Source organism: Solwaraspora sp. WMMB762, from assembly GCF_049179115.1.
GTDB lineage: Bacteria > Actinomycetota > Actinomycetes > Mycobacteriales > Micromonosporaceae > Micromonospora_E.
In genome coordinates this window covers 349,809-375,191 of the sequence record NZ_JBMHMD010000001.1, presented here as the reverse complement: position 1 = coordinate 375,191, position 25,383 = coordinate 349,809, and the positions used below count along the sequence as shown (strand labels likewise).

The 25,383-nt window shown below is 72.3% G+C and carries 26 protein-coding genes and 1 pseudogene; 15 read left to right on the top strand and 12 right to left on the bottom strand.

Features of this window, described 5'->3' with window-relative positions:
* Positions 1-7 precede the first annotated feature (7 nt).
* The 4 genes from ACN27J_RS01720 to ACN27J_RS01705 all read left to right on the top strand — a co-directional run bounded on the left by ACN27J_RS01720 (position 8) and on the right by ACN27J_RS01705 (position 4,428).
* Positions 8-1,462 carry a class I adenylate-forming enzyme family protein gene (locus ACN27J_RS01720; protein WP_421362769.1) on the top strand — a complete coding sequence of 485 codons (1,455 nt, stop codon included), beginning with the start codon at positions 8-10 and terminating at the stop codon, positions 1,460-1,462.
* The gene (locus ACN27J_RS01715; protein WP_421362766.1) at positions 1,455-2,567 is read left to right on the top strand and encodes a cytochrome P450; all 1,113 of its coding nucleotides are present in this window, start codon (positions 1,455-1,457) and stop codon (positions 2,565-2,567) included. The genes ACN27J_RS01720 and ACN27J_RS01715 overlap by 8 nt, the downstream gene beginning before the upstream one ends.
* Complete coding sequence (locus ACN27J_RS01710) at positions 2,564-3,502, top strand: NAD-dependent epimerase/dehydratase family protein (RefSeq protein ID WP_421362764.1); 939 nt, start codon at positions 2,564-2,566, stop codon at positions 3,500-3,502. The genes ACN27J_RS01715 and ACN27J_RS01710 overlap by 4 nt, the downstream gene beginning before the upstream one ends.
* 68 nt (positions 3,503-3,570) lie before the next feature.
* Positions 3,571-4,428 (top strand): GDSL-type esterase/lipase family protein, encoded by an 858-nt coding sequence (locus ACN27J_RS01705; RefSeq protein WP_421362761.1) that lies wholly within the window; start codon positions 3,571-3,573, stop codon positions 4,426-4,428.
* Between the two features lie 88 nt (positions 4,429-4,516).
* On the opposite strand, the gene ACN27J_RS01700 is transcribed toward ACN27J_RS01705, so the two are convergent.
* Positions 4,517-5,479 carry a hypothetical protein gene (locus ACN27J_RS01700; RefSeq protein ID WP_421362758.1) on the bottom strand — a complete coding sequence of 321 codons (963 nt, stop codon included), beginning with the start codon at positions 5,477-5,479 and terminating at the stop codon, positions 4,517-4,519.
* A 435-nt stretch (positions 5,480-5,914) separates the two neighbouring features.
* On the opposite strand from ACN27J_RS01700, the gene ACN27J_RS01695 reads away from it, so the two are divergent.
* Positions 5,915-6,832, top strand: coding sequence for a proteasome assembly chaperone family protein (locus ACN27J_RS01695; protein ID WP_416595350.1), 918 nt, complete (start codon positions 5,915-5,917; stop codon positions 6,830-6,832).
* Positions 6,833-6,908: 76 nt separating this feature from the next.
* Entirely contained in the window at positions 6,909-7,676 is a 768-nt protein-coding gene (locus ACN27J_RS01690) for an exodeoxyribonuclease III (protein ID WP_421362755.1), read from the top strand.
* Between the two features lie 113 nt (positions 7,677-7,789).
* On the opposite strand, the gene gndA is transcribed toward ACN27J_RS01690, so the two are convergent.
* From gndA to ACN27J_RS01675, 3 genes are all read right to left on the bottom strand, one after another.
* Entirely contained in the window at positions 7,790-9,223 is a 1,434-nt protein-coding gene (gndA, locus tag ACN27J_RS01685) for an NADP-dependent phosphogluconate dehydrogenase (RefSeq protein ID WP_421362753.1), read from the bottom strand.
* A gap of 208 nt (positions 9,224-9,431) precedes the next feature.
* A complete protein-coding gene (locus ACN27J_RS01680; RefSeq protein ID WP_421362751.1) occupies positions 9,432-10,049 on the bottom strand; it encodes a class F sortase in 618 nt (205 codons plus the stop codon).
* Between the two features lie 30 nt (positions 10,050-10,079).
* A complete protein-coding gene (locus tag ACN27J_RS01675; protein ID WP_421362749.1) occupies positions 10,080-10,577 on the bottom strand; it encodes a hypothetical protein in 498 nt (165 codons plus the stop codon).
* Positions 10,578-10,676: 99 nt separating this feature from the next.
* Between ACN27J_RS01675 and trmB the strand changes: the two genes are divergently transcribed.
* Positions 10,677-11,360 (top strand): tRNA (guanosine(46)-N7)-methyltransferase TrmB, encoded by a 684-nt coding sequence (trmB, locus tag ACN27J_RS01670; RefSeq protein ID WP_421362746.1) that lies wholly within the window; start codon positions 10,677-10,679, stop codon positions 11,358-11,360.
* 53 nt (positions 11,361-11,413) lie between these two features.
* Positions 11,414-13,933, top strand: coding sequence for a DEAD/DEAH box helicase (locus ACN27J_RS01665; RefSeq protein WP_416595344.1), 2,520 nt, complete (start codon positions 11,414-11,416; stop codon positions 13,931-13,933).
* 14 nt (positions 13,934-13,947) lie between these two features.
* Here ACN27J_RS01665 and ACN27J_RS01660 read toward each other — a convergent pair whose 3' ends face one another.
* Positions 13,948-14,316, bottom strand: coding sequence for a hypothetical protein (locus tag ACN27J_RS01660; protein WP_421362743.1), 369 nt, complete (start codon positions 14,314-14,316; stop codon positions 13,948-13,950).
* Between the two features lie 169 nt (positions 14,317-14,485).
* Here ACN27J_RS01660 and ACN27J_RS01655 point away from each other — a divergent pair, with 169 nt between their 5' ends.
* Positions 14,486-15,271 carry a helix-turn-helix domain-containing protein gene (locus ACN27J_RS01655; RefSeq protein ID WP_416595342.1) on the top strand — a complete coding sequence of 262 codons (786 nt, stop codon included), beginning with the start codon at positions 14,486-14,488 and terminating at the stop codon, positions 15,269-15,271.
* Entirely contained in the window at positions 15,262-15,462 is a 201-nt protein-coding gene (locus tag ACN27J_RS01650) for a DUF397 domain-containing protein (protein WP_416595341.1), read from the top strand. The genes ACN27J_RS01655 and ACN27J_RS01650 overlap by 10 nt, the downstream gene beginning before the upstream one ends.
* 116 nt (positions 15,463-15,578) lie before the next feature.
* Here ACN27J_RS01650 and ACN27J_RS01645 read toward each other — a convergent pair whose 3' ends face one another.
* The 3 genes from ACN27J_RS01645 to ACN27J_RS01635 form a co-directional block, all read right to left on the bottom strand.
* Positions 15,579-16,097 (bottom strand): hypothetical protein, encoded by a 519-nt coding sequence (locus tag ACN27J_RS01645; RefSeq protein WP_421362740.1) that lies wholly within the window; start codon positions 16,095-16,097, stop codon positions 15,579-15,581.
* Positions 16,098-16,137: 40 nt separating this feature from the next.
* Positions 16,138-16,983, bottom strand: a complete 846-nt coding sequence (locus ACN27J_RS01640) for an alpha/beta fold hydrolase (RefSeq protein WP_421362739.1) — start codon at positions 16,981-16,983, stop codon at positions 16,138-16,140.
* Positions 16,984-17,075: 92 nt separating this feature from the next.
* Positions 17,076-18,053 (bottom strand): phosphotransferase family protein, encoded by a 978-nt coding sequence (locus tag ACN27J_RS01635; RefSeq protein ID WP_421362736.1) that lies wholly within the window; start codon positions 18,051-18,053, stop codon positions 17,076-17,078.
* Positions 18,054-18,286: 233 nt separating this feature from the next.
* Between ACN27J_RS01635 and ACN27J_RS01630 the strand changes: the two genes are divergently transcribed.
* Both ACN27J_RS01630 and ACN27J_RS01625 read left to right on the top strand, forming a co-directional pair.
* The gene (locus tag ACN27J_RS01630) at positions 18,287-18,967 is read left to right on the top strand and encodes a hypothetical protein (protein ID WP_421372071.1); all 681 of its coding nucleotides are present in this window, start codon (positions 18,287-18,289) and stop codon (positions 18,965-18,967) included.
* An 82-nt stretch (positions 18,968-19,049) separates the two neighbouring features.
* Entirely contained in the window at positions 19,050-19,895 is an 846-nt protein-coding gene (locus ACN27J_RS01625; RefSeq protein ID WP_421362734.1) for an RluA family pseudouridine synthase, read from the top strand.
* A gap of 91 nt (positions 19,896-19,986) precedes the next feature.
* Here ACN27J_RS01625 and ACN27J_RS01620 read toward each other — a convergent pair whose 3' ends face one another.
* From ACN27J_RS01620 to ACN27J_RS01610, 3 genes are all read right to left on the bottom strand, one after another.
* A complete protein-coding gene (locus tag ACN27J_RS01620; RefSeq protein WP_421362731.1) occupies positions 19,987-20,748 on the bottom strand; it encodes an SDR family oxidoreductase in 762 nt (253 codons plus the stop codon).
* A 263-nt stretch (positions 20,749-21,011) separates the two neighbouring features.
* Positions 21,012-21,203 carry a DUF397 domain-containing protein gene (locus ACN27J_RS01615; RefSeq protein ID WP_421362729.1) on the bottom strand — a complete coding sequence of 64 codons (192 nt, stop codon included), beginning with the start codon at positions 21,201-21,203 and terminating at the stop codon, positions 21,012-21,014.
* Complete coding sequence (locus ACN27J_RS01610) at positions 21,163-21,972, bottom strand: helix-turn-helix domain-containing protein (RefSeq protein ID WP_421362727.1); 810 nt, start codon at positions 21,970-21,972, stop codon at positions 21,163-21,165. The genes ACN27J_RS01615 and ACN27J_RS01610 overlap by 41 nt, the downstream gene beginning before the upstream one ends.
* A 166-nt stretch (positions 21,973-22,138) precedes the next feature.
* Between ACN27J_RS01610 and ACN27J_RS01605 the strand changes: the two genes are divergently transcribed.
* Both ACN27J_RS01605 and ACN27J_RS01600 read left to right on the top strand, forming a co-directional pair.
* Positions 22,139-22,567 carry a hypothetical protein gene (locus tag ACN27J_RS01605; protein WP_421362724.1) on the top strand — a complete coding sequence of 143 codons (429 nt, stop codon included), beginning with the start codon at positions 22,139-22,141 and terminating at the stop codon, positions 22,565-22,567.
* Positions 22,568-22,624: 57 nt separating this feature from the next.
* A pseudogene (locus tag ACN27J_RS01600) lies at positions 22,625-23,365 on the top strand (class I SAM-dependent methyltransferase); the annotation flags it as partial.
* Between the two features lie 93 nt (positions 23,366-23,458).
* Here ACN27J_RS01600 and ACN27J_RS01595 read toward each other — a convergent pair.
* Positions 23,459-23,929 (bottom strand): hypothetical protein, encoded by a 471-nt coding sequence (locus ACN27J_RS01595; protein ID WP_421362723.1) that lies wholly within the window; start codon positions 23,927-23,929, stop codon positions 23,459-23,461.
* Between the two features lie 202 nt (positions 23,930-24,131).
* Here ACN27J_RS01595 and ACN27J_RS01590 point away from each other — a divergent pair, with 202 nt between their 5' ends.
* Positions 24,132-25,334: an aminoglycoside phosphotransferase family protein gene (locus ACN27J_RS01590; RefSeq protein ID WP_421362719.1), complete on the top strand. Its 1,203-nt coding sequence runs from the start codon at positions 24,132-24,134 to the stop codon at positions 25,332-25,334.
* Positions 25,335-25,383 lie beyond the last annotated feature (49 nt).

Sequence of the window (25,383 nt, the reverse complement as noted above, 5' to 3'; positions counted from 1 at the left end):
ACGGCTGATGCTGGACCGCCTCGCCACGGTACTGCGCGCCGACCCGCACCGCCCGGCGGTGCTGACCGCCACGGCGCTGACCGGCCGGTCCCGGGTCCGGGCCACCGCCGGTGACCTGACCGGTCTCACCGACCGGTACACCGCCGCGCTGGCCCGGCACGGGCTCGCCGCCGGGGACACCCTCGGTCTGGCGGTACGCCCGGGCCCCCGGTCGCTGGCGGTGTTGCTGGCCGCGTACCACCTGGGGGTGCGGGTGGCGGTGCTGGACCCGACGGCCGGCCCGGATGTGCTGACCGCCCGGCTCGCCGTGGCAGAGCCGGCGTTGGTGCTGGCCGACTCGGCGGCGCAGGCGGTGGCCGGTTGGGCCGGCCCGCTGGCCCGCCGCGCGCACCTGGCGTTGCCGGACCTGACCCGGATCGCCCCGGTCCGTACGGTCGGCCGCCGGTTGCCCGGCTGCGCGCCGACGCTGCCGGCGGGCGTCGGCCCGCTGCCGGCGGCGTTCGACGGTGACGGCGACGCGGTGATCGTCTTCACCTCGGGGACGACCAGCCGCCCCCGGGCGGTGGTGCACACCCGGGCCGGGCTGGCTGCCGGGATGCGTGCGGTGACCGGGCTGGTCGGCCCGCAGCCCGACGTGCCGGTGCTGGGCGGCACGTTCTTCGTGCTGGTGCCGGCGTTGGCGGCCGGCGCGCCGGTGGCGTTGCCGGCCCGGTCGCCGGCGCTGCTGGCCCGGCAGCTGACCCGGCTGCGGCCGCAGGCGACGTATCTGACACCGCCGCAGCTGCGCGCGGTGCTCGACCACTCGCCCCGGCTGACCGGGCAGGTGTTCAGCGGCTCGGCCCCGGTCAGCGCCGCCCTGCTGGGCCGGGTCCGCCGGGCCGGCGCGGACCGGGCGTACGGGGTGTACGCGCTCACCGAACTGTTCCCGGCCGCCGCCGTGGAGGAGGCCGACAAGCGCGGGTACGCCGCCGACGGGGACCTGGTGGGCCGGCCACTGCCGGGGGTGGCCGCCCGGGTCGACGACACCGGGCAGGTCTGGCTGTCCGGTCCGGGACAGGCGGACCGGTACCTCGGTGAACCGCCGATGGCCGAGGTGGCCACCGGCGATGTCGGCCGGCTCGACGGCGACCGGCTGGTGCTCGCCGGCCGGTGCAAGGACATGGTGCTGCGGGCGGCGGAGAACATCTACCCGGGGCTGTACGAGCCGGCGTTGCACGTGCCGGGGGTGGCGCTGGCGGTGCTGGTCGGCGTGCCGGCCGACGACGGTGACGAACAGCTGGTAGCGGTGGTGCAGCCGGAGCCGGGCACCGACCGGGCCCGGCTGCGGGCCGCGCTGCGGCCGGTGCTGGACCGGATGGGGTCGGCCCGCCCGGACCGGGTGGTGTTCGCCCGGGTTCCGCTGGCCGGGCGGTCCCGAAAGCCGGACCGGCGGGCGGCGGCGCGGGTGGCCCGCGATGGTTGAACCGCGCCCGGCCCGGCGGGGCCGCCGCCGGGACCGGCGGGTCTACCTGGGCAGCCATCCGGTGCTGTTCGCTCTGTTGGCGGCGACCCGACACGCGCCGGTGCGCCGGATCGGCCGCATCGTGCTGGTGCACGACGCGGCGCCGTTCGCCGACGCGCTGCGTCGGGTCCCGTTGGACCGCTCGGCCGAGCGGACCACCGCCGGGACGGCGCGACGGGCCACCGGCGGCGACGGGTTCCTGTTCGACCAGGACGGCGCCGGGCACCGACAGACCCGCCGGGGTGCCGCGTCGGTGTTCGGCGCCGACGGGGTCGCCCGGCTGCGGCCGGTCTGGTTGGAGGTACTGCGGCGGCGGCTGGCACCGCTGGGCGACGGGGCCGAGGTGGATGTCGTCGACCTGGTGGCCGAGCTGTCCGGGGCGAGCACCGCCGCGATGCTGGACGTGTCGGTGCCGGCGCACGCGTTGACCGCCGCGGCCCGGTCCGCTGCGGCGCTCGCCGCCCGGGGGCATCTGCCCGGGCTGCGCTGGCCGGGCCGGGCCCGCCGGGACCGCGCCGCCACCGCGTCGGCCGCCACCGAGCTGACCCGGCTCCTCGGCGGGCCGGCGGACGAGGCGGCCCGGGCCGGCATGCTGGCCGTCGCCTCGATCAACACGACGGTGGCGGCGATCCCTCGGGCCGTCGCCTGGTGCGCCGACGACCGGCTGTGGCCGGCGGCGGACCGCGCCGATTCGCGGACGGTGCTGGTGGCGGAGCTGCTACGGGTGACCGCGCCGAGCCCGGTGCTGCCCCGGGTGGTGGCCGGTGCCGCCGAACTGGCCGGCACCGGGTTGCGCGCCGGCGACCGGCTGCTGCTGGTCGCCCGGCACGCGGCCCGCGCCGGTGCGCCGCACCCGGATCCGGACGCGCCGGTGCCGGCGGCGGTCGGGCATCTGGTGTTCGGCACCGGCCCGCACCACTGCCCCGGTGCCCGGCTGGCCCACGCCCAGCTCGACGACGTGCTCGCCGAGCTGGCGCCGTACCGGCCGGTGGTGACCGGGGCGCGGGTGGACCGGCGTTCGGCGCTGCCGGGCTGGGCCCGGCTGACGGTCCGGGCGACCCGGTGAACACCCGGCTCACCGGGCTGCGGGTCGCGGTGACCGGGGCCAGCGGCTTCTGTGGGTCGGCGGTGGCGCGGGCGGCCGCCACGGCCGGCGCCGAGGTGGTGGCGATAGGCCGCCGGCCCGGCCCGGTGGGCCGGCACGTGCCGTGGGACGCCGGCCGGGAGCTACCGGACCTGCGGGGCGTCGACGTCGTCGTGCATCTGGCGGCGGCGGTCGGGGATCCACCGGCCCGCGCGGCGGCAGAGGCCGTGTACCACGCGGTGAACGTGGCGGGCACCGCCCGACTGCTGCGGGCGGCGGCCGACCGGCCGGTGGTCTGGGTGAGCAGCGCCAGCGTCTACCGGCCGGGTCGGCACGGCGGCGCGATCCGGGAGGATCACCCGACCGACGGCCAGCGCACCGGGTACGGGCGGACCAAGGCCGCCGGGGAGCGGCTGGCGCTGGCGGCCGGTGCGGTGGTGCTGCGGCCCCGGGCGGTGTACGGGGCCGGCGACCCGCATCTGCTGCCCCGGTTGCTGGCCGCGGTCCGGCGGGGTCGGGTGCCGGTGCCCGGTCCGGACGTGGCGATGAGCCTGACGGCGGTGGAGAACCTGGCCGACGCCTGCCTGGCGGCGCTGCGCTGGCCACCGGGACCGTACAACGTGGCCGACGCTACGCCGTACTCGCGCGACGCCGTGGTCACCAGGGTGCTGGCGGCGGCCGGGCGGCCGGCGCGGCCGCTGCGGGTGCCGGTGCCGGTGGCGCTGGGCGCGGCGGCGCTGGCCGGCGGCGCGACCCGGCTCGGGGTGCCGGGCACCGGGCGGCTGACCCGGTACGCGGTGGAGCAGTTGGCGTACGGCACGGTGCTGGATCTGGGTCGGGCGTACGCCCAGGGGTGGGTGCCCCGGCGGGCGCTGCCCGATTTCCTCGCGGAGCTGTCGACCGGCGCGGCCCGGTAGCTGTCGTCCGATCCACGCCGACGCATATAGTTACCCTGCCGTCGCTTTCCGTCTCGCTGGAGGTCCGGATGCACCGACGTTGGGTGGCCGGCGCCGCCGCTGTCTGCGCCCTCGTGGCGCTGGCCTGCGAAGCTGGCGAGGACGGCGACGGGCCGGGCACGCCGGCACCGCCGCCACCTGGCACCGACCTGCCGTCGTCGATGGCGGCGCTCGGCGACTCGATCACCGCCGGGTACGGCTCCTGCGTCGTACTGACCAGTTGCCGGCGCAACTCGTGGTCCACTGGCGACGGTTTCCGGGTGGAGAGCCTCTACCAGCGGATCGCCGAGATCAATCCCGCTATGGAGGGGCAGGAGCACGACTTCTCGGTGCCGGGGGCCCGGGCGGCGGCGCTGGCCGACCAGGCCGCGTCGGCGGTGGACGTCTCGGCCCAGTACGTGACGGTGCTGATCGGCGCGAACGACGCGTGCCGGGCGACGCCGCAGGACATGACCTCGACGGCAGCGTTCCGGGACGACGTCGACCGGGCCCTACGGGTGCTGGGCGACGGGCTGCCGCAGGCGAAGGTCCTGGTGTTGAGCATCCCCGACCTGTACCGGCTGTGGGAGATCGGGCACGGCGAGGAGCGGGTGGTGCGGGCCTGGGACCGTGGCGTGTGTCCGTCGCTGCTGGCCGACGCCACAGCGACCGACGAGGCCGCGACACAGCGCCGGGCAGCGGTACGCGACCGGGTCGCGGCGTACAACCGCGAGCTGGCCGGGGCCTGCCGGGCGTACGGCGACCGGTGCCGGTTCGACGACGGCGCGGTGCACGGCACCCGGTTCACCGTGGACCAGCTGAACCGGCTGGACTACTTCCACCCGGACACCGACGGACAGAACCTGCTGGCCGAGGTGGCGTACGCCGCCAGCGGCCTGGCCGGGTGACCAGGGCCGCTGGCGGCGTACGACGTCGAAGGGCTTGACCGGTGTTCCGGGTCGGTCGGCGGGGCGGGCGGAACGGGACAGGCGGTGCTCAGCGGGCCGCGAGCACCGCGGTGACGACGGCGTCGGCAGCGGCCTCGTGCTGGGCGTAGTGCCCCGGGTACGCCGAGACCTGCACCGCCTGGGCGGCGACGGTCAGTGGCAGCTGTTCCCAGCCGGCCACCCGCTGCAGGGCGAGATAGAACTGGGTCGCCGAGTAGGTCGGGTTCATCAGGTCGGCCACCGCACCCCAGCCGGTGCTGGTGCGCTGCTGGAACAGCCCGACCGAGTCGTGGTCCCAGCCGGTGCCCTGGTGCGGGTAGTTCTTGGACTCCGGCAGCACCTCGCTGGCCCGGTTGAGCAGGGTCGACTCCTGCATCGCGGTGGCCACCGCGATCACCATGGCCCGGCGCGGCAGCTGCAACGCCAGGCCGGCGTCGACGATGGCCGTGGCGTTGTCCATCTGCACCTGGGACAGCCCGGCGACCGGGGCGACGGTGGTCGGGGTCGGCTCCGGGGCGGGCTCGGCGGTCTCGGTGGGCTCCGCCTCGGCGACGTCCGGGTCGGCCGGTGGTTCGGTGGTCTCAGCGGCCTGGACTGCCGCGGCAGCCGCCGGTTCCCCGTCGCCGGGCTCGGGTCGCTGGGCCCGGGAGGCACCCTCGGCCGCGTCGGCCCGGCGCTGCAGGTCGGCCTCGGCGGCGGCCGGAGCCGGCCCGGTCGCCTCCGGCGCCTCGGCGGTCGATTCGACCGCCGCGACCACGCCGAGGGCGCAGACGACAGCGACGGCCAGCGCCGTCCGGGCATTGGGGCGGTGACGCAGGGTGGCTCCGAGCGATTGGAAGGTTGGCCGGGCGGAGTGTGGGTACGACAGGGCGGGCAGCCGGTTGCGAAGGCGCTCCCACCGGGCGATGGCCCGGGTCGCGCCGGTCGGCATGGCGTCCGAGGGGACATCAGCCGAACGGTCATCGCGACGCAGGGTGGCGTCCTCGCTCCTTGTGGTGTCGTCATCAGGCATTCGACGAGGCTAGGCAGGCCGAACCCCGATTACCTAGGGTGATTTTGTGATGGGCGCCACATTCTCTCGTCGGATAATCGGACGATCCCTCAGCGGCATCGGCACGACTGACCGATCGCGTCAAACCACCGGTAAACGAAATTTCGCTCTTCACTGTTTACTGCGGCATTTATCACCTGTTAATCGACCGCCTCCCGTCACCACCCCACCACTCCCCCGTCTGGCCGGCCGGATCATCCGTCCCGCCGGATGCGGCATCCCCCGGACAGACAGCAGCCGACCAGCGACTGTTGACTTGTCGTGTCCGCTACTGAACCGCGAGTAGTCCACCGTGTCGGATCGACGCCCGGAAACCGGAATGCGCCGGCATGGGACTAGCGTTGCCGCAATTGGAGATGCCGTACCCGCCGTACCGTTCTGAGGAGGTTGCGCCCGGTGCTCGACCCACACGAGCTCTACGACGTCGTCGACGAGGTGCCCGAGCTCGGTCAGCCGGTGCTGATCCAGGCGATGACGGGTTTCGTCGACGCCGGCAACGCGACCCGACTCGCCCGTGAACACCTGCTCGCCTCCCTCGAGCACGAGGTCGTGGCGACCTTCGACATCGACCAGCTGCTCGACTACCGGTCCCGCCGGCCGGTGATGCTCTTCGTCGAGGACCACTGGGAGCACTACGAGGAGCCCCGGCTCGAAGTCCACCTGATGCGTGACGACGCCGGCACGCCGTTCCTGCTGCTCGGTGGCCCCGAGCCCGACCTGCAGTGGGAACGGTTCACCGCTGCGGCGATCGCGGTGAACCGCCGGTTCAACGTCGGCACCACGATCGGGCTGAACGCCATCCCGATGGCGGTGCCGCACACCCGGCCGACCGGGGTCACCGCGCACGCCAGCCGTCGCGAGCTGATCAGCGGCTACGAACCCTGGCTGCAGCGGGTCCAGGTGCCGGGCAGCGCCGGGCACCTGCTGGAGTACCGCCTCGGTCAGCAGGGCCACGACGCGGTCGGCTTCGCCGTGCACGTCCCGCACTACGTGGCCCAGGCCGAGTACCCGGCCGCCGCCGAGCTACTGCTCAACTCCGTCTCCCGGACCACCGGTCTGCTGCTGCCCACCGAGCAGCTGCACAGCGCCGCCGAGGCGGTCCGGGAGGACATCGACCGGCAGGTCGCCCAGACCGAAGAGGCCGGATCCCTGGTCAGTGCGCTGGAGGAGCAGTACGACAGCTTCACCCGGGGTCGGTCCGGCACCAATCTGCTCGCCGAGTCCAGCGGCCCGCTGCCGACCGCAGACGAGCTCGGCGCGGAGCTGGAGCGCTTCCTCGCCGAGCAGACCCGGCCCGGGGACCTGCCCGGCTGACCGGCCCAGAGGCGGGCCGCCCCGGGTGACCCGCCCGGTCCGGTGCAGCCGGTCGACACTGTGGCACGCTGGCCGGGTGCGGATCGCCACCTGGAACGTCAACTCGGTCAAGGCCCGGCTGAACCGGCTGCTCGGCTGGCTGGCCGACACCGGCCCGGACGTGGTGTGTCTGCAGGAGACCAAGTGCACGGCTGCCGCCTTCCCGACCGCCGAGGTCGGTGACCTCGGCTACGCGGTGGCGGCGCACGGCAACGGACGCTGGAACGGCGTGGCGGTGCTGTCCCGGGTCGGGCTCGACGACGTGCGGACCGGGTTCGACGCCGAGCCCGGCTTTCCGCTGCCGGAGGCCAGATCCGTCGCAGCGACCTGCGCCGGGGTCCGGGTCTGGTCGGTGTACGTGCCGAACGGGCGCAGCCCCGACTCGGCGCACTACACGTACAAGCTGGACTGGCTGGCCGGGCTGCGCCGCGCGCTCGCCGCGGAGGCCGCCACCGATCTGCTGGTCTGCGGCGACTTCAACGTCGCGCCCACCGACGCCGACGTGTGGGACCCGACGGTCTTCGCCGGCTCCACCCACGTCACCCCGGCCGAACGGGCCGCGCTGGCCGACCTGCTCGCCCTCGGCCTGGTCGACGTGGTGCCGCAGCCGATGAAGGGCCCGCACCCGTACACCTACTGGGACTACCGGGCCGGGATGTTCCCGAAGAACATGGGCATGCGGATCGACCTTGTCTACGCCAGCGGCACCGTCAACCGGCGGGTCCGGGCGGCCTACGTGGACCGCGACGCCCGCAAGGGCCCGACCCCGTCCGATCACGCCCCGGTCGTCGTCGACCTGGACTGAGCCGCCACTGCCGGCTCGCCGACTCCGGGTCACCGCTGCCGGTCGCCGTGGCTGACGGGGTACGCCAGCCACGGCGACCGTATGGCCGGACCGGGTCAGTCGGCCGGGTCGGGTCAGCGAGACTCGACCTGGCTGCGGTCGTCGGCCCACAGCACGTGGAAGCTGCCCTCGGCGTCGACCCGGCGGTAGGTGTGCGCGCCGAAGAAGTCCCGCTGCCCCTGGATCAGGGCGGCCGGCAGCCGGGGCGCGCGCAGCCCGTCGTAGTAGGCCAGCGCGGAGGCGAACCCGGGAGCCGGCACCCCGATCTGCGCGGCGGTCGCCACCACCCGACGCCAGCCCAGCTGGGCCCCGGCCAGCGCCTCGGCGAAGTACCCGTCGGTCAGCAGCGTCGGCAGCTGCGGCGCCGCGTCGTAGGCCGCCCGGATCTTGTCCAGGAACGCGGCCCGGATGATGCAGCCGCCGCGCCAGATCCGGGCCACCGCGCCCAGATCGATGTTCCAGTCGTACTCGGCGCTGCCGGCCTGGATCTGGTGGAAGCCCTGCGCGTACGCGACGATCTTCGACGCGTACAGCGCCTGCTCGACGTCGGCGATCAGCTCGTCGGCCGACCCGGCCCAGCTCTCCACCGGGCCCGGCAGGTCGGCGGCGGCGGCCCGGATGTCGGCGTGGCCGGACAGCGACCGGGCGAAGACCGCCTCGGAGATACCGCTCACCGGCACCCCGAGGTCGAGGGCACCCTGCACGGTCCACCGGCCGGTGCCCTTCTGGCCGGCCTGGTCCAGCACGACGTCGACGAACGGCTTGCCGGTGACGGCGTCGTTGTGGCCGAGCACCTCGGCGGTGATCTCGATCAGGTACGAGGAGAGCCGACCGGAGTTCCAGCTGCGGAACACGTCGGCGATCTGCGCCGGGGTGAGCCCGCCGGCGCGGCGCAGCAGGTCGTACGCCTCACCGATCAGCTGCATGTCGGCGTACTCGATGCCGTTGTGGACCATCTTGACGAAGTGGCCGGCGCCGTCCGGGCCGATCCGCACGCAGCACGGCGTGCCGTCGACCTTGGCCGAGATGTCCTCCAGCAGCGGGCCGAGCGCGGCGTACGACTCGGCCGAACCACCGGGCATGATGCTCGGCCCGTGCAGGGCGCCCTCCTCGCCGCCGGAGACACCGGTGCCGACGAAGTGCAGGCCGCGTTCCCGCAGCTCCGCCTCCCGCCGGCGGGTGTCCAGGAAGTGGGCGTTGCCACCGTCGATGATCATGTCGTCCGGCTCCAGCAGGGGCGCGAACTCGTTGATCACCGCGTCGGTGGCGGCACCCGCGTTGACCATGATCACCACGCGGCGGGGCCGTTCCAACGACGCTACGAAATCGGCGGGGCTCTCCGCTGGCAGGAAGGTGCCCTCGTGGCCGAACTCGGCCATCATCTCCTTGGTCCGGCCGACCGACCGGTTGTGGACCGCCACCACATGGCCGTGCCGCGCGAGGTTACGGGCCAGGTTACGGCCCATCACCCCCAGACCGGTGACCCCGATCTGCGCCGTCTGGCTCATGAATCCTCCTCGGTGCTGCTGGGTGTGCTGGCTATCTTTCCGCCTTCCGGATGGCGGGACACTCCGGGGCGGCCGGCGGTGGTGGAGGCTCGTCCGCACGGGCCGCCCCGGAGTGGGACCGCAGCGGGCACGACCAGAGGTACGGCGTCCGCCCGGCAACGGTTCACCGGCCGACCCGCGGGCAGCCGTCACAGGCCCCGCTGACGCCTCAGCTGTCCCTGGTCTGCACCAGGGAGGCGAACACCACGATGTTGTCCGCGTACCCGATGCCGTTGCCGAGCCACTCGCCACCGCAGGTGATCAGCCGCAGGCCGGGCCGGGCGTAGTCGCCGTACACCTGCTCAACTGGCAGTTCGTCCTTACCGAAGTGCTCGACCGAGTTGACCTCGAAGACGGCCACCACCCGGTCCCGGCGGGTCACCTCGACGGTCGCCCCCGGCTCGATGTCGGCCAGATCGTGGAAGACCGACGGCCCGTCCCGGGTGTCGGCATGCCCGACGATGATCGCCGGCCCGAACTGGCCGGGCGTAGGCCCCCCGTCGTACCAGCCGGCCTGGTTGTGCCGGTGCAGCGCCGGTACGGCGATCGACCCGTCGTCGGCGAGCCCGACCGAGTGCACCGGGGCGCGGATGTCGAGCGACGGGACGGCGATCCGGATCGGCCGGCTCGGATCCAGCACCGGGAACTCCCGGGGCGGCGGATTGTTGCCGCCGGCCAGGATGTCCCGCCAGTTGCCGTCGCCGCCGGACCCGATCGCGAAGAGCCCGACCAGCACCAGCACGATCGCGGCCGGCCCGGTCCAGCCCCGGCCACCGCCCTTCGCCACGGCCCGTCCCCTCCCCTGCCGCGCGCCCGGTCAGGCCGACCGGCGCCGACGCAGAGTCAGTACGCCGAGCAGCGCACCGGCGCCCAGCGCGACCACACCGACCCCGGTCAGCAGGCCGTCGGCACCGTCGTCACCGGCGGTGCCGCCGAATCCGGTGGCCGGGCCACGGCTGGGCCGGGTCGGATCCAGCACGTACAGCGTGGTGGCCGCAGAGCGGTCGTCCGGGCAGGTCAACCGCACCCGGTAGCTGCCGGCTTCGGTCTCGGCCGGCACGGTCACCGCCGCGGTGAGCTCGTCGAACTGCGGACGCACCTCGACCGTGCCGAACGCGTCCGACTCGACGGTGGCCGGCGCGGTGTTGTCGGTACAGCTGGCCCGGATGCCCACCAGGTAACCGGACTCCACCGTGCTCGGATTGAGATCGACGAACACGTCGGCGGCCCGGGCCGGGGCCGCGCCGAGCAGCCCGGCGACGACCGCGAGGGTCACGCCGAGCCCTGCGGTGGCCAGTGAACGGCGTACGGACATCGGTCACCATCCTCTCCGCGACGCTGCCGGGATCCTCTCACCACGCAGCCCTGGATGACACCCCGGACACGCTCGGTGTCGGAGATAGGCTGTCGCCACGTGAGCATCCGCACCTACCACCCGCGCCGGGGACGGCTCAGCGGTCGACACCACGACGCGCTCGACCGGCTGTCCGACGCGTACCGGACGGTCGTCGCCGAACTGCCGGCGCCGCTGGACCCGACGGCGTTGTTCGGTCGTACGGCGCCGGTGGTGCTCGACATCGGCTTCGGCATGGGCGACGCCACCGCGACGATGGCGGCGGCCGACCGGGACCGCGACTACCTGGCCGTCGAGGTGCACACCCCGGGCATCGCGAACCTGCTGGCGCTGATCGAACAGCACGCGCTGACCAACGTCCGAGTCGCCACCGGCGACGCCCTCGACCTGGCCCGCCGCTGCCTGCCCGAGCGCAGCCTGGACGCGGTGCACGCGTTCTTCCCCGACCCGTGGCCGAAGGCCCGCCACCACAAGCGCCGACTGGTCCGGCCCGAGCACGTGGCGCTGCTGCGCTCCCGGCTGCGGCCCGGTGGGCGCCTGCACTGCGCCACCGACTGGGCACCGTACGCCGAGGCGATGCTGGCCACCCTGACCGCCGACCCGCAGCTGCGCAACCTGCACGACGGGTACGCGCCCCGGCCGGCGTACCGGCCGGAGACGAAGTTCGAACGGCGCGGGGTCCGCGCCGGACGACCGGCGCTGGACCTGATCTTCGAACGCGTCATGGGTACGCCCGTCGGCTGACGACGGTCACCCACGTTGGCGGCCGGCGGCGGCGACAGGCAGGATGGACAGACATGACACAGACCGCCCCGACCCTGACCGACCTGCTGCCGCGCGGCGCGGACCCGGACGCCGTCTACGAGGCGTTCGCCGGCTGGGCGGCCGGCCGGGGCCTGGAGCTGTACCCGCACCAGGACGAGGCGCTGATCGAGATCGTCTCCGGGGCGAACGTCATCCTGAACACCCCGACCGGTTCCGGCAAGAGCCTGGTCGCCACCGGCGCGCACTTCGCGGCCCTGGCCGACGACCGGGTCACCTTCTACACCGCGCCGATCAAGGCGCTGGTGTCGGAGAAGTTCTTCGCGCTCTGCGAGATCTTCGGCGCGTCCGAGGTGGGGATGCTCACCGGTGACGCCAGCGTCAACGCCGACGCGCCGATCATCTGCTGCACCGCCGAGATCCTGGCCAACCTGGCGTTGCGCGACGGGTCCGCCGCCGACGTCGGCCAGGTGGTGATGGACGAGTTCCACTTCTACGCCGAGCCGGACCGGGGCTGGGCGTGGCAGGTGCCGCTGATCGAGCTGCCGCAGGCCCAGTTCGTGCTGATGTCGGCGACGCTCGGCGACGTGACCCGGTTCGTCGACGACCTGAGCCGGCGGACCGGGCGGGCCACCGCCGTGGTCTCCTCGGCGCAGCGGCCGGTGCCGCTGATGTTCACCTACGCGACGACGCCGCTGCACGAGACCCTCGAAGAGCTGCTCAGCACCCACCAGGCCCCGGTGTACGTGGTCCACTTCACCCAGGCGGCGGCGCTGGAACGGGCCCAGGCGCTGATGAGCATCAACGTGTGCACCCGGGCGGAGAAGGACGCGATCGCCGCGGCGATCGGCAACTTCCGGTTCTCCTCCGGCTTCGGGCGCACCCTGTCCCGGCTGGTCCGCCACGGCATCGGGGTGCACCACGCCGGCATGCTGCCCAAGTACCGTCGGCTGGTGGAAACCCTCGCCCAGGCCGGGCTGCTCAAGGTCATCTGCGGCACCGACACCCTCGGCGTCGGGATCAACGTGCCGATCCGCACGGTGCTGTTCACCGGCCTGTCCAAGTACGACGGGGTACGCACCCGGCTGCTCAAGGCCCGCGAGTTCCACCAGATCGCCGGGCGGGCCGGCCGGGCCGGGTTCGACACCCTGGGCACCGTGGTGGTGCAGGCCCCGGAGCACGTCATCGAGAACGAGAAGGCGCTCGCCAAGGCCGGCGACGACCCGAAGAAGCGGCGCAAGGTGGTCCGCAAGAAGCCGCCGGAGGGGTCGATCGGCTGGGGCAAACCGACCTTCGAACGGCTGGTCGAGGCCGAGCCGGAGCCGTTGACCTCCAGCTTCCGGGTCAGCCACGCGATGCTGCTCAACGTGATCAGCCGACCCGGCGACGCGTTCGCCGCGATGCGGCATCTGCTCACCGACAACCACGAGGACCGGGCGGCGCAGCGCCGGCACATCCGCCGGGCGATCGCCATCTACCGGGCGCTGCGCGCCGGCGGGGTGGTCGAGCAGTTGCCCGAGCCGGACGCCGAGGGTCGCCGGGTCCGGCTCACAGTGGACCTGCAGCTCGACTTCGCGCTCAACCAGCCGCTGTCGCCGTTCGCGCTGGCCGCGATCGAACTGCTCGACGTGGAGTCGCCGACCTACCCGCTCGACGTGCTGTCGATCATCGAGGCGACGTTGGACGACCCCCGGCAGATCCTCTCCGCGCAGCAGCACAAGGCGCGCGGCGAGGCGGTCGCGCAGATGAAGGCCGACGGCATCGAGTACGAGGCCCGCCTCGAACTGCTCGACGAGGTCACCCACCCGAAGCCGCTGGCCGAGCTGCTGGAGATGGCGTACGAGACGTACCGGCAGGGGCATCCGTGGGTGGCTGACTACGAGCTGGCGCCCAAGTCGGTGGTCCGCGACCTGTACGAGCGGGCGATGACCTTCGTCGAGTACGTCAACTTCTACGGACTGTCCCGGTCGGAAGGTCTGGTGCTGCGTTACCTGGCCGACGCGTACCGGGCGCTGCGCCAGACGGTGCCCGACGACGCCAAGACCGAGGAGCTGATCGACCTCATCGAGTGGCTGGGTGAGCTGGTCCGCCAGGTCGACTCCAGCCTGATCGACGAATGGGAGCGGCTGCGCAACCCGACCGACGACCCCGAGGCCGCGGTGGTCGCCGACGACCGGCCACCGGCGGTCACCGGCAACCCGCGGGCGTTCCGGGTGCTGGTCCGCAACGCGCTGTTCCGCCGGGTGGAGCTGGCCGCGTTGCGCCGCTACGACGAGCTCGGCGAGCTGGACGCCGACTCCGGCTGGGACGCCGACGCCTGGGCCGACGCGCTGGAGCCGTACTTCGACGAGTACGACGAGATCGGCACCGGGCCGGACGCCCGGGGGCCGGCGCTGCTGCTGATCACGCAGGAGCGGGAGCGTTGGCTGGTCCGGCAGATCTTCGCCGACCCGGCCGAGGACCACGACTGGGGGATCAGCGCCGAGGTGGACCTCGCCGCCTCGGACGAGGCGGGCAGCGCGGTGCTGCACGTCACCGCCGTCGGTCAGCTCTGACCGTCCGTCGTCGGTCAGCTCTGACTGTCGTCGTCGGTTTCCCGCGCCGCCGCCGGCAGGTGGGTGTCCGGCCACAGGCCGGCGTACTCCAGCACCGACCTGACCCGGCGGGCCCGGACCGGATCCCAGCGGTCCAGGACCGCGATCGCCTTGGCGAACGGTTCGCACATGGCCGCAGCGCCGCACACCCGGCATTCGCCGACGCGGCTCGGCAGGTGGGTGGTGACGATGTCGCGGGCCCGGAGCACGACCGACTCGGTCGTGCTGCGGCGCACCGACGGCGAGCGGTTCGGGTTCGGCCCGGCCAGTCGGCCGCGCGGCGGCGTACCGATCGAGGTGTACCGGGCCAGGCGCGGCGTTCCGCCGATGCCGTCGTTTCGCATTTCCGTTCCTCCTGGGTGGAATTGTCGCCCTGAGCGGGCCTCACTTGCTTCCACCCTGGACTGTTCGGACCGACCAGCGGAAGATGGTCGGCGACCGAGCGTAGCTGCCTGATGACTGGCACAAGATCAGATGGGCCAGTCGCGGCAAATTGAGGGATGTGAAGATATTGTGAGCGGGAGCGAGTATCTGGTAGGTGAGCTGCGGCGCGTCCGCGAAATGCTCGGCCTCACCCAGGAAGCGTGGGGCGAGCGCATCCACTTTTCGACGTCGCACGTCGGCTCGATAGAACGCGGCGAACGGCCCGCACTGCCCGACTATCTGGGCGCGGTGGACCGGGCATTCGGCACCGCGTTCGTGAAATTCTATCGCGAATTCGTCGTCGGTGAACGCGCCCCGGTCTGGTACCGGCCGTTCATCGAGCAGGAGGGCAAGGCGACGCTCATCCGGGTCTTCCAGCCCCTCGCGCTGCCCGGACTGCTGCAGACCGAGGCGTACGCCCGGGCGGTGCTGCTCGCGTACGGCGAGCGGGGCGAGGCGATGGACGTCGCGTTGGCCACCCGGCTCGGCCGTAAGGAGATCCTCTACCGGCAGCCCGACTCCTGCCAGCTGGTCGCGGTCATTGACGAGAGCGTCCTGCACCGGCGGGTCGGCGACCCGTGCGTGATGCACGAACAGTTGACGGCGGTGGTCGCCGCCTGCGAGCAGCCGAACATCAGGGTCCAGGTGGTGCCGGCCGACGCCGGGGCGTACCCCGGGCTGGACGGACCGTTCGTCATCGCCACCGTGGACGGCAGATCCGTCGGCTACCTGGAGGGGTACCTGCAGGGCCGGGTGATCGAAAATCCGGACGACGCGACCAGCCTTGAACGCACCTGGGAGAGCATCCGCGACTACGCTCTATCTGGCCCGCAGAGCCTAGATCTGATCATGAGGACGGCTGAGAGATGGACATAAGCACCGCGCCCCGGTGGCACAAGAGCACGCACAGCGACAGCACAAGCTGCGTGGAGGTCGCCGAGAACCTGCCCGGGCGGGTGCTGGTCCGGGACACCAAGGACCGCGACGGCGGCACCCTGACCTTCGCACCGGCCGCCTGGTCGGCCTTCCTCGACCTGGCGACGGCCGACCGGACGGACACACGTTAGCCGTGCTGCGCCGTGGCGTGCCGCGCCGCGACCAGAGCTGAGTGATCACTTGCGCAAAATTCGGCCGACACGCCGGTAGCTGCCCTGCAGCACGTCAAGTGATCATGACGGTGACCTCACCGGGCCCGCCCGGCGATCGGGACGGACGCCTCGGCGGCAAGAACGGCGTCGGCCGGGCCCAGTGAGGTCACCAGCAACTCCCGATCGTCCGGCGCTGCCACTGAATTCGCGACGATGAACACCCCGTCGTGGACCACGGCGCGGACGGCCACGCCTCCCCACGACCGCACCAGGACCGCATGCGCGTCCGGCAGGGGAACCGTCCCCACGTACGCCTCGAACACCTCGGCGACGGTGAACCGATCACCCCCGCCCCCGGCGCCGATGAATGCCTCGTGCTCGCCGTCGGCCAGGCGCTGCACGTACCAGCTGCCCGGTTTCACCCAGAGCCGCAACGCGCGGTCGTCACCAAGGTCGACGGTGTCCACGATGACGTGACCGGCGGGTGGCCGCCACGACTCGGCCGGCTCCGGCTCGTCGCGCGGCACCAGGCTGACGACCACAGCCAGCGCCAGCGCGACACCGGCGAGACCGGCGACGGTACGGATGTTGCCCCGGGTCGCCGAGCTGTCCATCTGTCGATACTGTCATCCGGCACTGGCTGGTGAAGACCCGTCAGGGCCGGCCCTCGGCACCGGCCGTCTCGGCCAGGAACGGGAGCATCAGTGCGACCACCTCGTCGGGGAACTGGGTGTGCGGGTAGTGGCCGGCTCCGTCGATCATCGCCACCGTACCCAGGCCGGCAGGCAGCGCCGCGACGATCGCCTCGCCCTCGGCACGCGGGTCGGCCCAGTCCGGGTCGATCGTCCCTTCGATGGTCAGTACCCGGCAGCGGACGTTGCCCAGTTGCGCACCGGCGTCGGCCGGGCTGGACTGGCCCATCTTCTGCAGCACCTTCATCCGGCCGGGCTCACGCAGGCGTGCCTCGGTCCTAGCCAGCTGCTCGGCCCAGTCGGCCGGCCGCTGCCCGGGAAAGGCGACGTCGAGGTAGCGCAGCCACTGCCTGACGCTTCCGAACACGCCGGCGCCCAGCAGCCGGCTCATGCCCTGCCGGTACCGCTTGACGCGCAGGTCACCGAGGCTGATCGACTGTTTGCGGGTGAACGGCGCGAGCTCGACCACGGCGGTGATCAGCTCGGGTGCGGTGGCGGCGGCGATGGTGGCCGCCCCGCCGGAGATCGAGTGCCCGACCAGCACGGCCGGACCGCCCAGGTGCCGGATCAGCGCAACCAGGTCACCGGCGATGTCGGTACGGGAGTACGACGGCCAGCCGATGCTGGACTCGCCGGTGCCCCGCAGGTCGGTGGCGGCGACCCGGTAGCCGGCCGCGACCAGCTGCGGGACGACGAACCGGTACGCCGTGCGGCTCTCGCCCATGCCGGGCGCGAGGACCACGAGTGGGCCGTCGCCGGTGACCTCGTAGGCGATGCGCCCGCCGTCGAGGGACAGGTACGCGGTCATCGCAACCTCCAGACAGCAAGCTAGCTTAGATAGCCCAAAAGCTAACACCATTAGCCGACCTTGTCAACCGAAGGGCGAGGCGGCGGCAGCTGTCAGATCACGGCGAGGGCCTTGGTGATGTTCCACTCGGCCAGGTCCAGCATCCACTGGCGGTTCGGGAAGTCCGTGTCCGCGATCCGCAGCGGTCCCTCGATCAGCGACAGGACCTGGGCATACCGGTAGAGCTCCAACCGGTGGAGGTCGAGGTCGACTGGACGCAACGCCGGGTACGCCGCACCGAAGCGCATCTGCAGCCATGCGTGCTCCCACTCCACATCAAAGTACGTCAACCCCTCGATATCGACCATGGCGGGTTCGCCAGCGGGTGTGACGAGCACGTGGTCCGGTCCGAGCTCGCCGTGTACCAGCCCGTACTCCTCGCGCGCGGTGACCGCCTGACGCAGGCGACGGACATGGTCGGCGATCCGTTCGCGTGCGTCAGCGAGCCGGGTGTCGCGGACGGCTGCCGCGTCGAGGTGCCTCAGCGCTCGGTCCGCGACAATGTCCTCGGTGCTGCGGGCCTGCGGTGCCTCGCCCCGGGCGATGGCAGAGAGTTTGCCGTAGTGCGGGCCGAGTGTGGTGTGCATACGACGCAGGGCGTCGCCAAGTGTGGACAGTGGTGTCGCGGCTACGGCCGGGTCCTGTTCCATGAGAGCTTCGAGGGTCACCGCGCCGAGGTCCTCGACCAGCGCAAGGTCAGCATGGAGATAACGGCTGTCGCGGTCGAGCGTCAGCAGCCGTGGTGTTCGCACGCCCACGGCAGTGAGGGCCGCGTGGTTGGCGGCGAACAGTTCGGCGCCCGACGCGTCGGTGAACGGATCGTCTGGGACGGCTGGCACCGGGGGCCAGTAGTTCTCGCCGGCCGCCCACAGGTAGAGGATCGCTGTCGTCTGGTCGTCGAGCCGGAGCCGGTAGACGCCCTTCTTGCTGCCACCGGTCAGTCGGTCCAGGCCGACAAGCCTGCGGTCGGCGCCCAACTGGTCCGCCACCAGGTCACGAAGGTCGTCAGGTCGCAGGAACACCCGTGCCACGATCGCTCCCCTCAGGTCGCCCGGCGATGCTTCCGCACGTGGCGGCACCACGCAATCGAGTTGCCAGTTCCCGGCCGTCGGATCGGCACACGACCTCGGCGCCGTCGATCGGACCAGCAGACCACCGACGGGCAGGACAGTCGGCGCAGCGTGATCAAACACTGGGCGCAGCGTCACTTCTCGATTAGAATGGGTGTACTAATCCGGCTCCTGACCTGGGAAGGAACGCCGTGATCGCACCCCCTCCTGCCACCGCTTCGACCCCCACCGCAGCACCGACCAACCCCGCCCCCGTCCCGTACGCGACCCTGCTCGGTTTCACCCGTTATGTCGGGCAATCCGGGCCGGCCAAGGCGACCTTCGTCGGCGGGCTGCGCCGGCAGCGGGTCAGCCGCTCCGGGTTCAACCCGCACGGGCAGCTGGTCAAGGCGCTCAAGGCCGACATCCGGTTCCGCACCGGCGGCAGCCACCTGGCCGCCGTGGTCGGGCAGGTCGCCCAGCGCTGGCAGCCGCTGTACGCGACCCTCACCCCGGGCGCGCAGCGCTACCTGGAGTCGCTGGGTGACCTGAGCCAGGTGGAGCTGGCGCAGACCCACGACGCGCTCGGCATGGTCGGCAACCTCCCCGTCAAGATCAACCCACACTTCGGCCTGCGGTACGCCGACGGGCACGCCGAAGCGGTCCGGATCCACTTCGACGACCAGCCGCCCAGCCCCGACGCGTACACCGCGACCCTGCACCTGATGGCCCGACACATGGACCAGGTGCTGCCGCACGCCGAGCCGGTCCTGGTCGACCTGCGGCGCGGCACCACCTTCCGGCGCCCGGACGTCACCTCCCGCCCCGACCAGGTGGAGCGCTGGCTGGCCGGTGAGGCCGCCGCGTTCACCGCCATCTGGTCCACCGCCGGCTGAGCCGTCCGGCGCAGCGCCTATTGATGCGAGCGCAGGGTGCGCCGGGGGTACGCCGCCACGTGCGGCGTATCCTCGGCCACCGGTGAACCTGTGGACCGAACTTCGCGCCGGTGCCGTCCTGTTCGAGGACGACACCGCCCTGGTGCTGAACAAACCTCCCGGTGTGTCGGTGATGGGCGAACGGCACGGCACCGACCTGGCCCGCCTCGCCGAAGAGGCCGGTGAGCCGGTCTTCCCGGTGCACCGCATCGACAAGAACACCTCCGGGGCGATCCTGTTCGCCAAACAGCTGCGCCACCACGGCGACCTGACCCGGCAGTTCAACCGCCGTACCGTCGAGAAGGTCTATCTGGCCGTGGTGTCGGCCGCCGCCACCGATGCCGATGCCGCTCGCGCGCCGCTGCCCGACGTCGGCGTCGTCGACCTGCCGCTGAGCGTGGGCCGCAAGAACCGGGTACGGGTCGCCGGCAACCGAGCCGACATCGGCTTCGACGCCACCACCGCGCGCTGGTCGCTCGCCGCCGGGGCCAAGTTCGACCACGTCAAGAGCTATCCGTCGCAGAGCCGGATCACCGCCGTCACCGCTGGGTCCGACGGGGGCACCACCGGATCCGGTACGGCGGCAGCCGACGCCACGCACCGGCTGCTCGCCGTCGCGCCGCTGACCGGCCGGCGGCATCAGATCCGGGTGCACCTGGCCTGGATCGGCCACCCGATCGTCGGTGACCCGCTGTTCGACCGGGCCGCCGCCGCCAACGGGGTACGCACGTATCTGCACGCCTGGCGACTCGGCTTCGACACCACAGCCGGCAAGCGGGCCGACGTGACAGCGCCGCCGGACCCAGACTTCTGGCAGCCGGTGTCCGGCGGCGCACCCGCCCGGACCGAGCTGGACCGGGCGTACCAGCGGTTGCGCGGGTCCGGCTGACCTGGCGGACATCCGCGCCCCGCTGGCCCGGCAGCGCGTCCGGCGGCTGCGGCGAAACCGTCCGGTGGGGCGCTGCCTCTCCGGTGGCGGGTCAGCTGGTCCAGCCGCCGTCCGAGGTGATGACGGCGCCGTTGACGTTGACCGCCTCGTCGCTGCCGAGCCAGGCGACCAGGGTCGCGATCTCGTCCGGTGCGGCGGTCCGGGTCACGTGACCGGCGAAGGACTTCGACAGTCGCTCGTACGCCCATTCGACCTTCGGTTGGGCGCTGCGGCCGATGTTCGTCTCCACCCCGCCGGGGCAGACAGCGTTGGTCCGGATGCCGTCCGCGCCGTACAGGAACGCCGTCGAACGGGTCAGGCCGATCAGGCCGTGCTTCGACGCCACGTACGCGGACCCGGCGACCGAACCGGTCAGCCCACCGATCGAGGCGATGTTGACAATCGCCCCCTTGCCGGCCACCTTCATCAGCGGAAGCACGGCCCGGGTCAGCCGCATCGGGCCGGTCAGGTTGACCGCGAGCACCCGGTCCCAGGTGGCGTCGTCGAGCTCGGTCACCGGCAGGAAGAAGTCCATCACGCCGGCGACGTTGGCGAGCAGGTCGATCCGGTCGCCGGGCAGCCGGGTGACCAGTTCGTCGATGTCGGCCTGCACGGTCACATCGGCGGTGACCAGGTCGGCGGCGTGTCCGGCGGCGGCAAGCAGCTTGCCGGTGCCGTCCAGCCCATCGGTGTCGACGTCGCAGCCGACCACCGTCGCTCCCTCTGCAGCCAGCCGCAGCGCCACCGCCCGGCCGATGCCGGATCCGGCGCCGGTGACCAGCGCGACCTTGCCCGCGTACCGCTGCTCGGTCATGGGTTCCACCTCCTGTGGCGGCGGCCCGGACCGGTCGCCCGGGCCCGCCCACGTCCACCCTTTCCCGGTGGGATCCCGGGCAACCAGGCCCAAGGTCACGACCTTTCGGGTCGACCGGCTCAGCCCCGACCCTCGCGACATTGATCCGCGTAGTCGAGGGAACCGTCATTGTCGTCAAACCGGCCCGGAGACAACCATGTGGGTGCCCTCGACCGTGGCCACTCGACGCAGGCTCGCGCTGCCACGACCACCGCCAAGATCAGTTAAACGGCATGCTTGGTCGAGGCGACGAAGCGGGACCAGGCCGACGGGGCGAAGGTGAGCGTCCCGCCGGCGCGGTCCTTGCTGTCCCGGACCAGCACCCGGCCGGGCAGGTTGTCGGCGACCTCGACACAGGCACCGCCGTTGCTGCTGCTACGGGTGGACGTGCGCCACACCGGCTCGCTCATGCTCATCGATCACTCTCAGGATCAGATCACGGGACTGGTTACAGGGCAGTGCCCGCGCGCAGATCATCTCCCAGGCGAGCACCAGATGCCGGAGCTTGTCGGCGGTCTCGCAGACCCGCCCCGCCATCTGGTCGTCAATGTACGCCGCCGTTGCGCCGTCCGGCAGGGTCGCCAACACGAACGCCCCGGCCAGTCCCGGATGCAGCCCGGCGGAGAACGGCAGGACGCGCACGTGCACGGTCTGCCGGTGGCCGATGTCGACCAGATGCTCCAGCTGGTCCTTCATCAGCGCCGACGGACCGACCCGCAGCGCCGCCTCGCCGATGATCGCGGTCAACGGCACCGGGTGCGGGTGTGCCCGCTCCAGCGCCGCCGTCTGCCGCTCCAGCCGCTCCCGGGTCATCTCCTCGATCTGCACCTCCGTGTGCGTGCCGGCGGAGATGACCTCCCGGGCGTACGCCTCGGTCTGCAGCAGCCCCGGGATGAGCGAGTGCTCGAACCAGCGCAGCTGCACCGCCCGGGACTCGTTCAGCTTCCACGGGCGCATCCACGGAGCGACCGCCTCGCCGCGTGCCTGTTCGGCCAACCGGCGCAGCTCGTCGCCGGTGCCGAGCACCCGGTCGAGGCTGACCGCCAGGTCGTCGGGCGGCAGTGAGCGCCCCGTCTCGTAGTGGCCGATCTGCGATCCGGTCACGTGCACCTGTGAGCCGAGTGCGTCCTGCGACAGTCCTTTCTCGGTCCGCCGCAACCGCAGGATATGCCGAAATTCATTCACATTCGCCATCTGTTCCCCCACGCCGGTGAAGTAGTGACCCTATTACCGCCACACATCTTCCTGGCCGGGCGACGGATAGTCCAGGGTGGAAGTCAGACCCGGAGGGAATGACCGGCAAGCGTTCCCTCCGGGGCACCCGAATCGCACTCTCCACGTAGGAGGAACAGTGCCCAGGAACGACGGAATCGGCGGGACACCCCGACTCGCCCGGTACACCTCGATCGGTACGCCACGCAATGTCGACCCGACACCGAACCGGCCTCCGCTGCCGAAGCGGACTCCTGGGCAGATCGACCCGGACCGCGACTGGCCGTTCCAGCTCAACGGCGCTCAGCCACGCTCCGCCGCGCTGGAGGCGGCGATCCGGCAGGCGAACGAGACGGCTCGTACGCATATTCCGAATCGGACCACCGGCGGGTGCCACCGGTGCGGCGGGGTGGTCGCGCCGTGCCGGCCGTCGCTACGGGCGCTCGCCATCCTGGACCGGTGGGACCCGAGCTCGGCGCGACGGGTCCGGGCGGTGCTGCAACTCTCCGGCCTGATGCCGGCCGACCACCCACACGACGACGCCGACGACAATGACGACGGCTGTTGAAGCGTCCCAGACGGATACCCGGGGCGTTCACGCGGCGGTACGGTCGTTGGTATGTCCGGCAAGCAGCTGTACGACTTCATCGGAGCCGGTTACACCGTTACGCGGCGGACCGAGCCACGGATCGCCGCACAAGTCTGGGCTGCGCTCGGCGAAGCGCGGACGGTGTTGAACGTCGGGGCCGGCACCAGCTCCTACGAGCCCACCGACCGGGCCGTAACCGCAGTGGAGCCATCGGCGCTGATGCGGGCACAGCGTCCCGCAGGTGCGGCACCCTGCGTGGCCGCAACCGCCGAGCGCCTTCCGTTCGCGGACCAGTCCTTCGACGCGGCGATGGCGTTCGCCACCATCCATCACTGGCCGGACCCGATCGCCGGCCTGCGTGAAATGCGACGGGTGGCCCGCCGGGTGGTGGTCTTCACCCACGACACCAGCGAATCCGGCTGGCTGCATCGCTTCTGGCTGACCCGCGACTATCTGCCGGAGGTCGCCGACTCTCTCGTCGGCCGGCCGTCCATGACCGAGCTGGCCGACGCGATCGGGGCACGCGCAGAACCCGTGCTCGTTCCGTGGGACTGTGTCGACGGTTTCTTCGAGGCTTACTGGCGCCGACCCGAGGCATACCTCGACGAGCAGGTCCGTCGGGGGATCTCCGTCTGGGGCAGGGTCGGGCCCGAGGTCGAGCAGCGGGCAGTGCGCGACCTGCGTACTGACCTTGACTCAGGTCGGTGGGCCGACCGCAACCGTGATTTGGCCGCGCTCGACGCCGCTGAGCTCGGTCTTCGCCTGCTCGTCACCTGACCCCCGGTCCAGCTGGCTGGAACGCGGCTGCAGCGGACCGCGCACGCACACGGGTGTCACCGGATCCGCTGTGGCGGACCCCGGTGACACCCGTCAGGCCGGGGTGGGAGTCAGCAGGAACTCGTACGCCGCGTCGTCGGTGCCCTCCGCGTGGTCGTACCGTCGGATGTCGGTGGTGTACCAGCCCGGTGGCACGCTCACGCGGCGGTGTCGCGGATGGCCCGGCGTCCAGCGGGTGAGGTAACCGACGCCGCAGAGCAGCAGGGAGCCGGTCTCCGTACCCAGGACTCCGCCTGGCGAGGAGGGGGCAGGTGCGGGCCACGGCGCAGCATCCGCGACGTGCCGCACCAGTACGGTGTAGTACCCGACGTCCACACCCATCAGCGGGATCGCGATGCCTGCCCGGACGACCGCGTCACCGGCATCTGTGGTGGTGAGCAGCTCCAGCAGGTCGCGGCCCGCACTGTCGGCACCGAGGTGCCGGTCGAGGCGTGCGGGGTCGAGCAGCACGAACCCGTGAGCCTCGGGAAAGCAGCCGGTGAGGCGGACGGCCGGAAAAGCCATGGCGTCGACGCTACCTGCGCTCCGGCAGATCCACGCTCCCCAGCACCGGCTGGCGTGGGCCGCTACACTGGCCGACAGCGCGTCGGGGATCGCGCCGAGACTCGCCGGAAGGTTCGAAGCCACCCCAGGTCCGAGGTTCGAGCGACGGACACCGCAGCTCTGAATCCGCCCGTGCGAGTCCGGGTCGCAGAGCGAGGTTCCCGTGAAGACGCTCCCCGACAACCCACACCTGCACCACCTGCGGCAGCAGGCCAAGGAACTGTTGGCCGGGCTGCGTGACGTCGATCCGACCGCGACCCTGGCCGACGCGCAGACGACGCTGGCCGGTCAGTACGGCTTCCGTACCTGGCCGGAGCTCAAGGCCGAGGTCGACCGGATGCATGGGCGGGCCGACACGGCCGATCCGTCCCTCGCCCGGGCGGTCGCCGACCGGTTCGGCCTCGGCACCGTCGTCGGCCCGATGCGCTCGCTGGCCCGCCCGGACGACATCGGCCGCCGCTGGTCGATCACCACCGACCGGGGACGCTTCACCGTCCGTACGATGGACACCTGGCTGCCGATCGTCGACGCCGACACCGACGTCGCCCTGCAGCTGGCCGCCGCAGCGGCCGGTGTGCTGCTGCCGACCCCGGTACGCAGCCGCACCGGTGAGATCATCGAGTCGATCGGTGGGCACCGTTGGCGGGCGTACGAGCAGCTGCCCGCCGGGCCGCCACTCGCGCCACCGGTGAGCGCGGCCGTCGCCCACTCGGTGGGCGGCGTGCTGGCCGCGATCCACGGGCTCGAACTGCCGGTGGACCGGATCAGCCCGTGGCACGCCGCCCGACTGAGCCAGCTCAGCTGGGCCGACCTGGCGGCAAGGGTCAACAGCTCCACCGCCAGCAACGCCAAGGCCGGTGACACCAGTTGGCCTGCGGCACTGCAGGCGGCGGTGCCCGACCTGGTCGACCTCGACAGCATCGGCCGGGACGAACCAGTGCCCGAGCCGGTGCTGACGCACAACACGCTCGGACCGGCACAGACCCGGCTCGACCGCGACGGTCGACTCGTCGTGCTCGGTTGGGAGCATGCCGGTGGTCAGCCGCCGGCATGGGAGTTGGCCAACGCGTTGCTGGACTGGACCGTCGACCCGGCCGGTCGGATCAACGTCACGGGCGCGCGGGCGCTGGTTGCCGGCTACCAGGACCGGGCTGGCCGGCTGCCCGCGCTGGAGCTGGCAAGCTTCCGGGGCGCGCTGACCAGTCTCGCGAACTACGTGTTCGATCAGGTGCAGGCGGCGTCGGCCCGCGACGCCGCCGACCCGAAACCCGAGGATCGGCGGTACGCCGAGCGCAGTGTGCGACACGTGCTGTCCCGGCTTCCGACGCGTGCGACGTTGGAGCAACTGCTGAACGCGGTGGCCTGAACCAGGGACAGGGGTGGCCGGAACCAGGGGCAGGTGGCTGGAAACCCAG

Excerpts from the sequence above, each read along its gene's own strand:
- ACN27J_RS01720 (WP_421362769.1), top strand. The coding sequence starts at position 8 with ATGCTGGACCGCCTCGCCACGGTACTGCGCGCCGACCCGCACCGCCCG.
- ACN27J_RS01715 (WP_421362766.1), top strand. The coding sequence starts at position 1,455 with ATGGTTGAACCGCGCCCGGCCCGGCGGGGCCGCCGCCGGGACCGGCGG.
- ACN27J_RS01705 (WP_421362761.1), top strand. The coding sequence starts at position 3,571 with ATGCACCGACGTTGGGTGGCCGGCGCCGCCGCTGTCTGCGCCCTCGTG.
- ACN27J_RS01700 (WP_421362758.1), bottom strand. The coding sequence starts at position 5,479 with ATGCCTGATGACGACACCACAAGGAGCGAGGACGCCACCCTGCGTCGC.
- gndA (WP_421362753.1), bottom strand. The coding sequence starts at position 9,223 with ATGAGCCAGACGGCGCAGATCGGGGTCACCGGTCTGGGGGTGATGGGC.
- ACN27J_RS01675 (WP_421362749.1), bottom strand. The coding sequence starts at position 10,577 with ATGTCCGTACGCCGTTCACTGGCCACCGCAGGGCTCGGCGTGACCCTC.
- ACN27J_RS01665 (WP_416595344.1), top strand. The coding sequence starts at position 11,414 with ATGACACAGACCGCCCCGACCCTGACCGACCTGCTGCCGCGCGGCGCG.
- ACN27J_RS01660 (WP_421362743.1), bottom strand. The coding sequence starts at position 14,316 with ATGCGAAACGACGGCATCGGCGGAACGCCGCGCCTGGCCCGGTACACC.
- ACN27J_RS01650 (WP_416595341.1), top strand. The coding sequence starts at position 15,262 with ATGGACATAAGCACCGCGCCCCGGTGGCACAAGAGCACGCACAGCGAC.
- ACN27J_RS01645 (WP_421362740.1), bottom strand. The coding sequence starts at position 16,097 with ATGGACAGCTCGGCGACCCGGGGCAACATCCGTACCGTCGCCGGTCTC.
- ACN27J_RS01640 (WP_421362739.1), bottom strand. The coding sequence starts at position 16,983 with ATGACCGCGTACCTGTCCCTCGACGGCGGGCGCATCGCCTACGAGGTC.
- ACN27J_RS01620 (WP_421362731.1), bottom strand. The coding sequence starts at position 20,748 with ATGACCGAGCAGCGGTACGCGGGCAAGGTCGCGCTGGTCACCGGCGCC.
- ACN27J_RS01615 (WP_421362729.1), bottom strand. The coding sequence starts at position 21,203 with ATGAGCATGAGCGAGCCGGTGTGGCGCACGTCCACCCGTAGCAGCAGC.
- ACN27J_RS01595 (WP_421362723.1), bottom strand. The coding sequence starts at position 23,929 with ATGGCTTTTCCGGCCGTCCGCCTCACCGGCTGCTTTCCCGAGGCTCAC.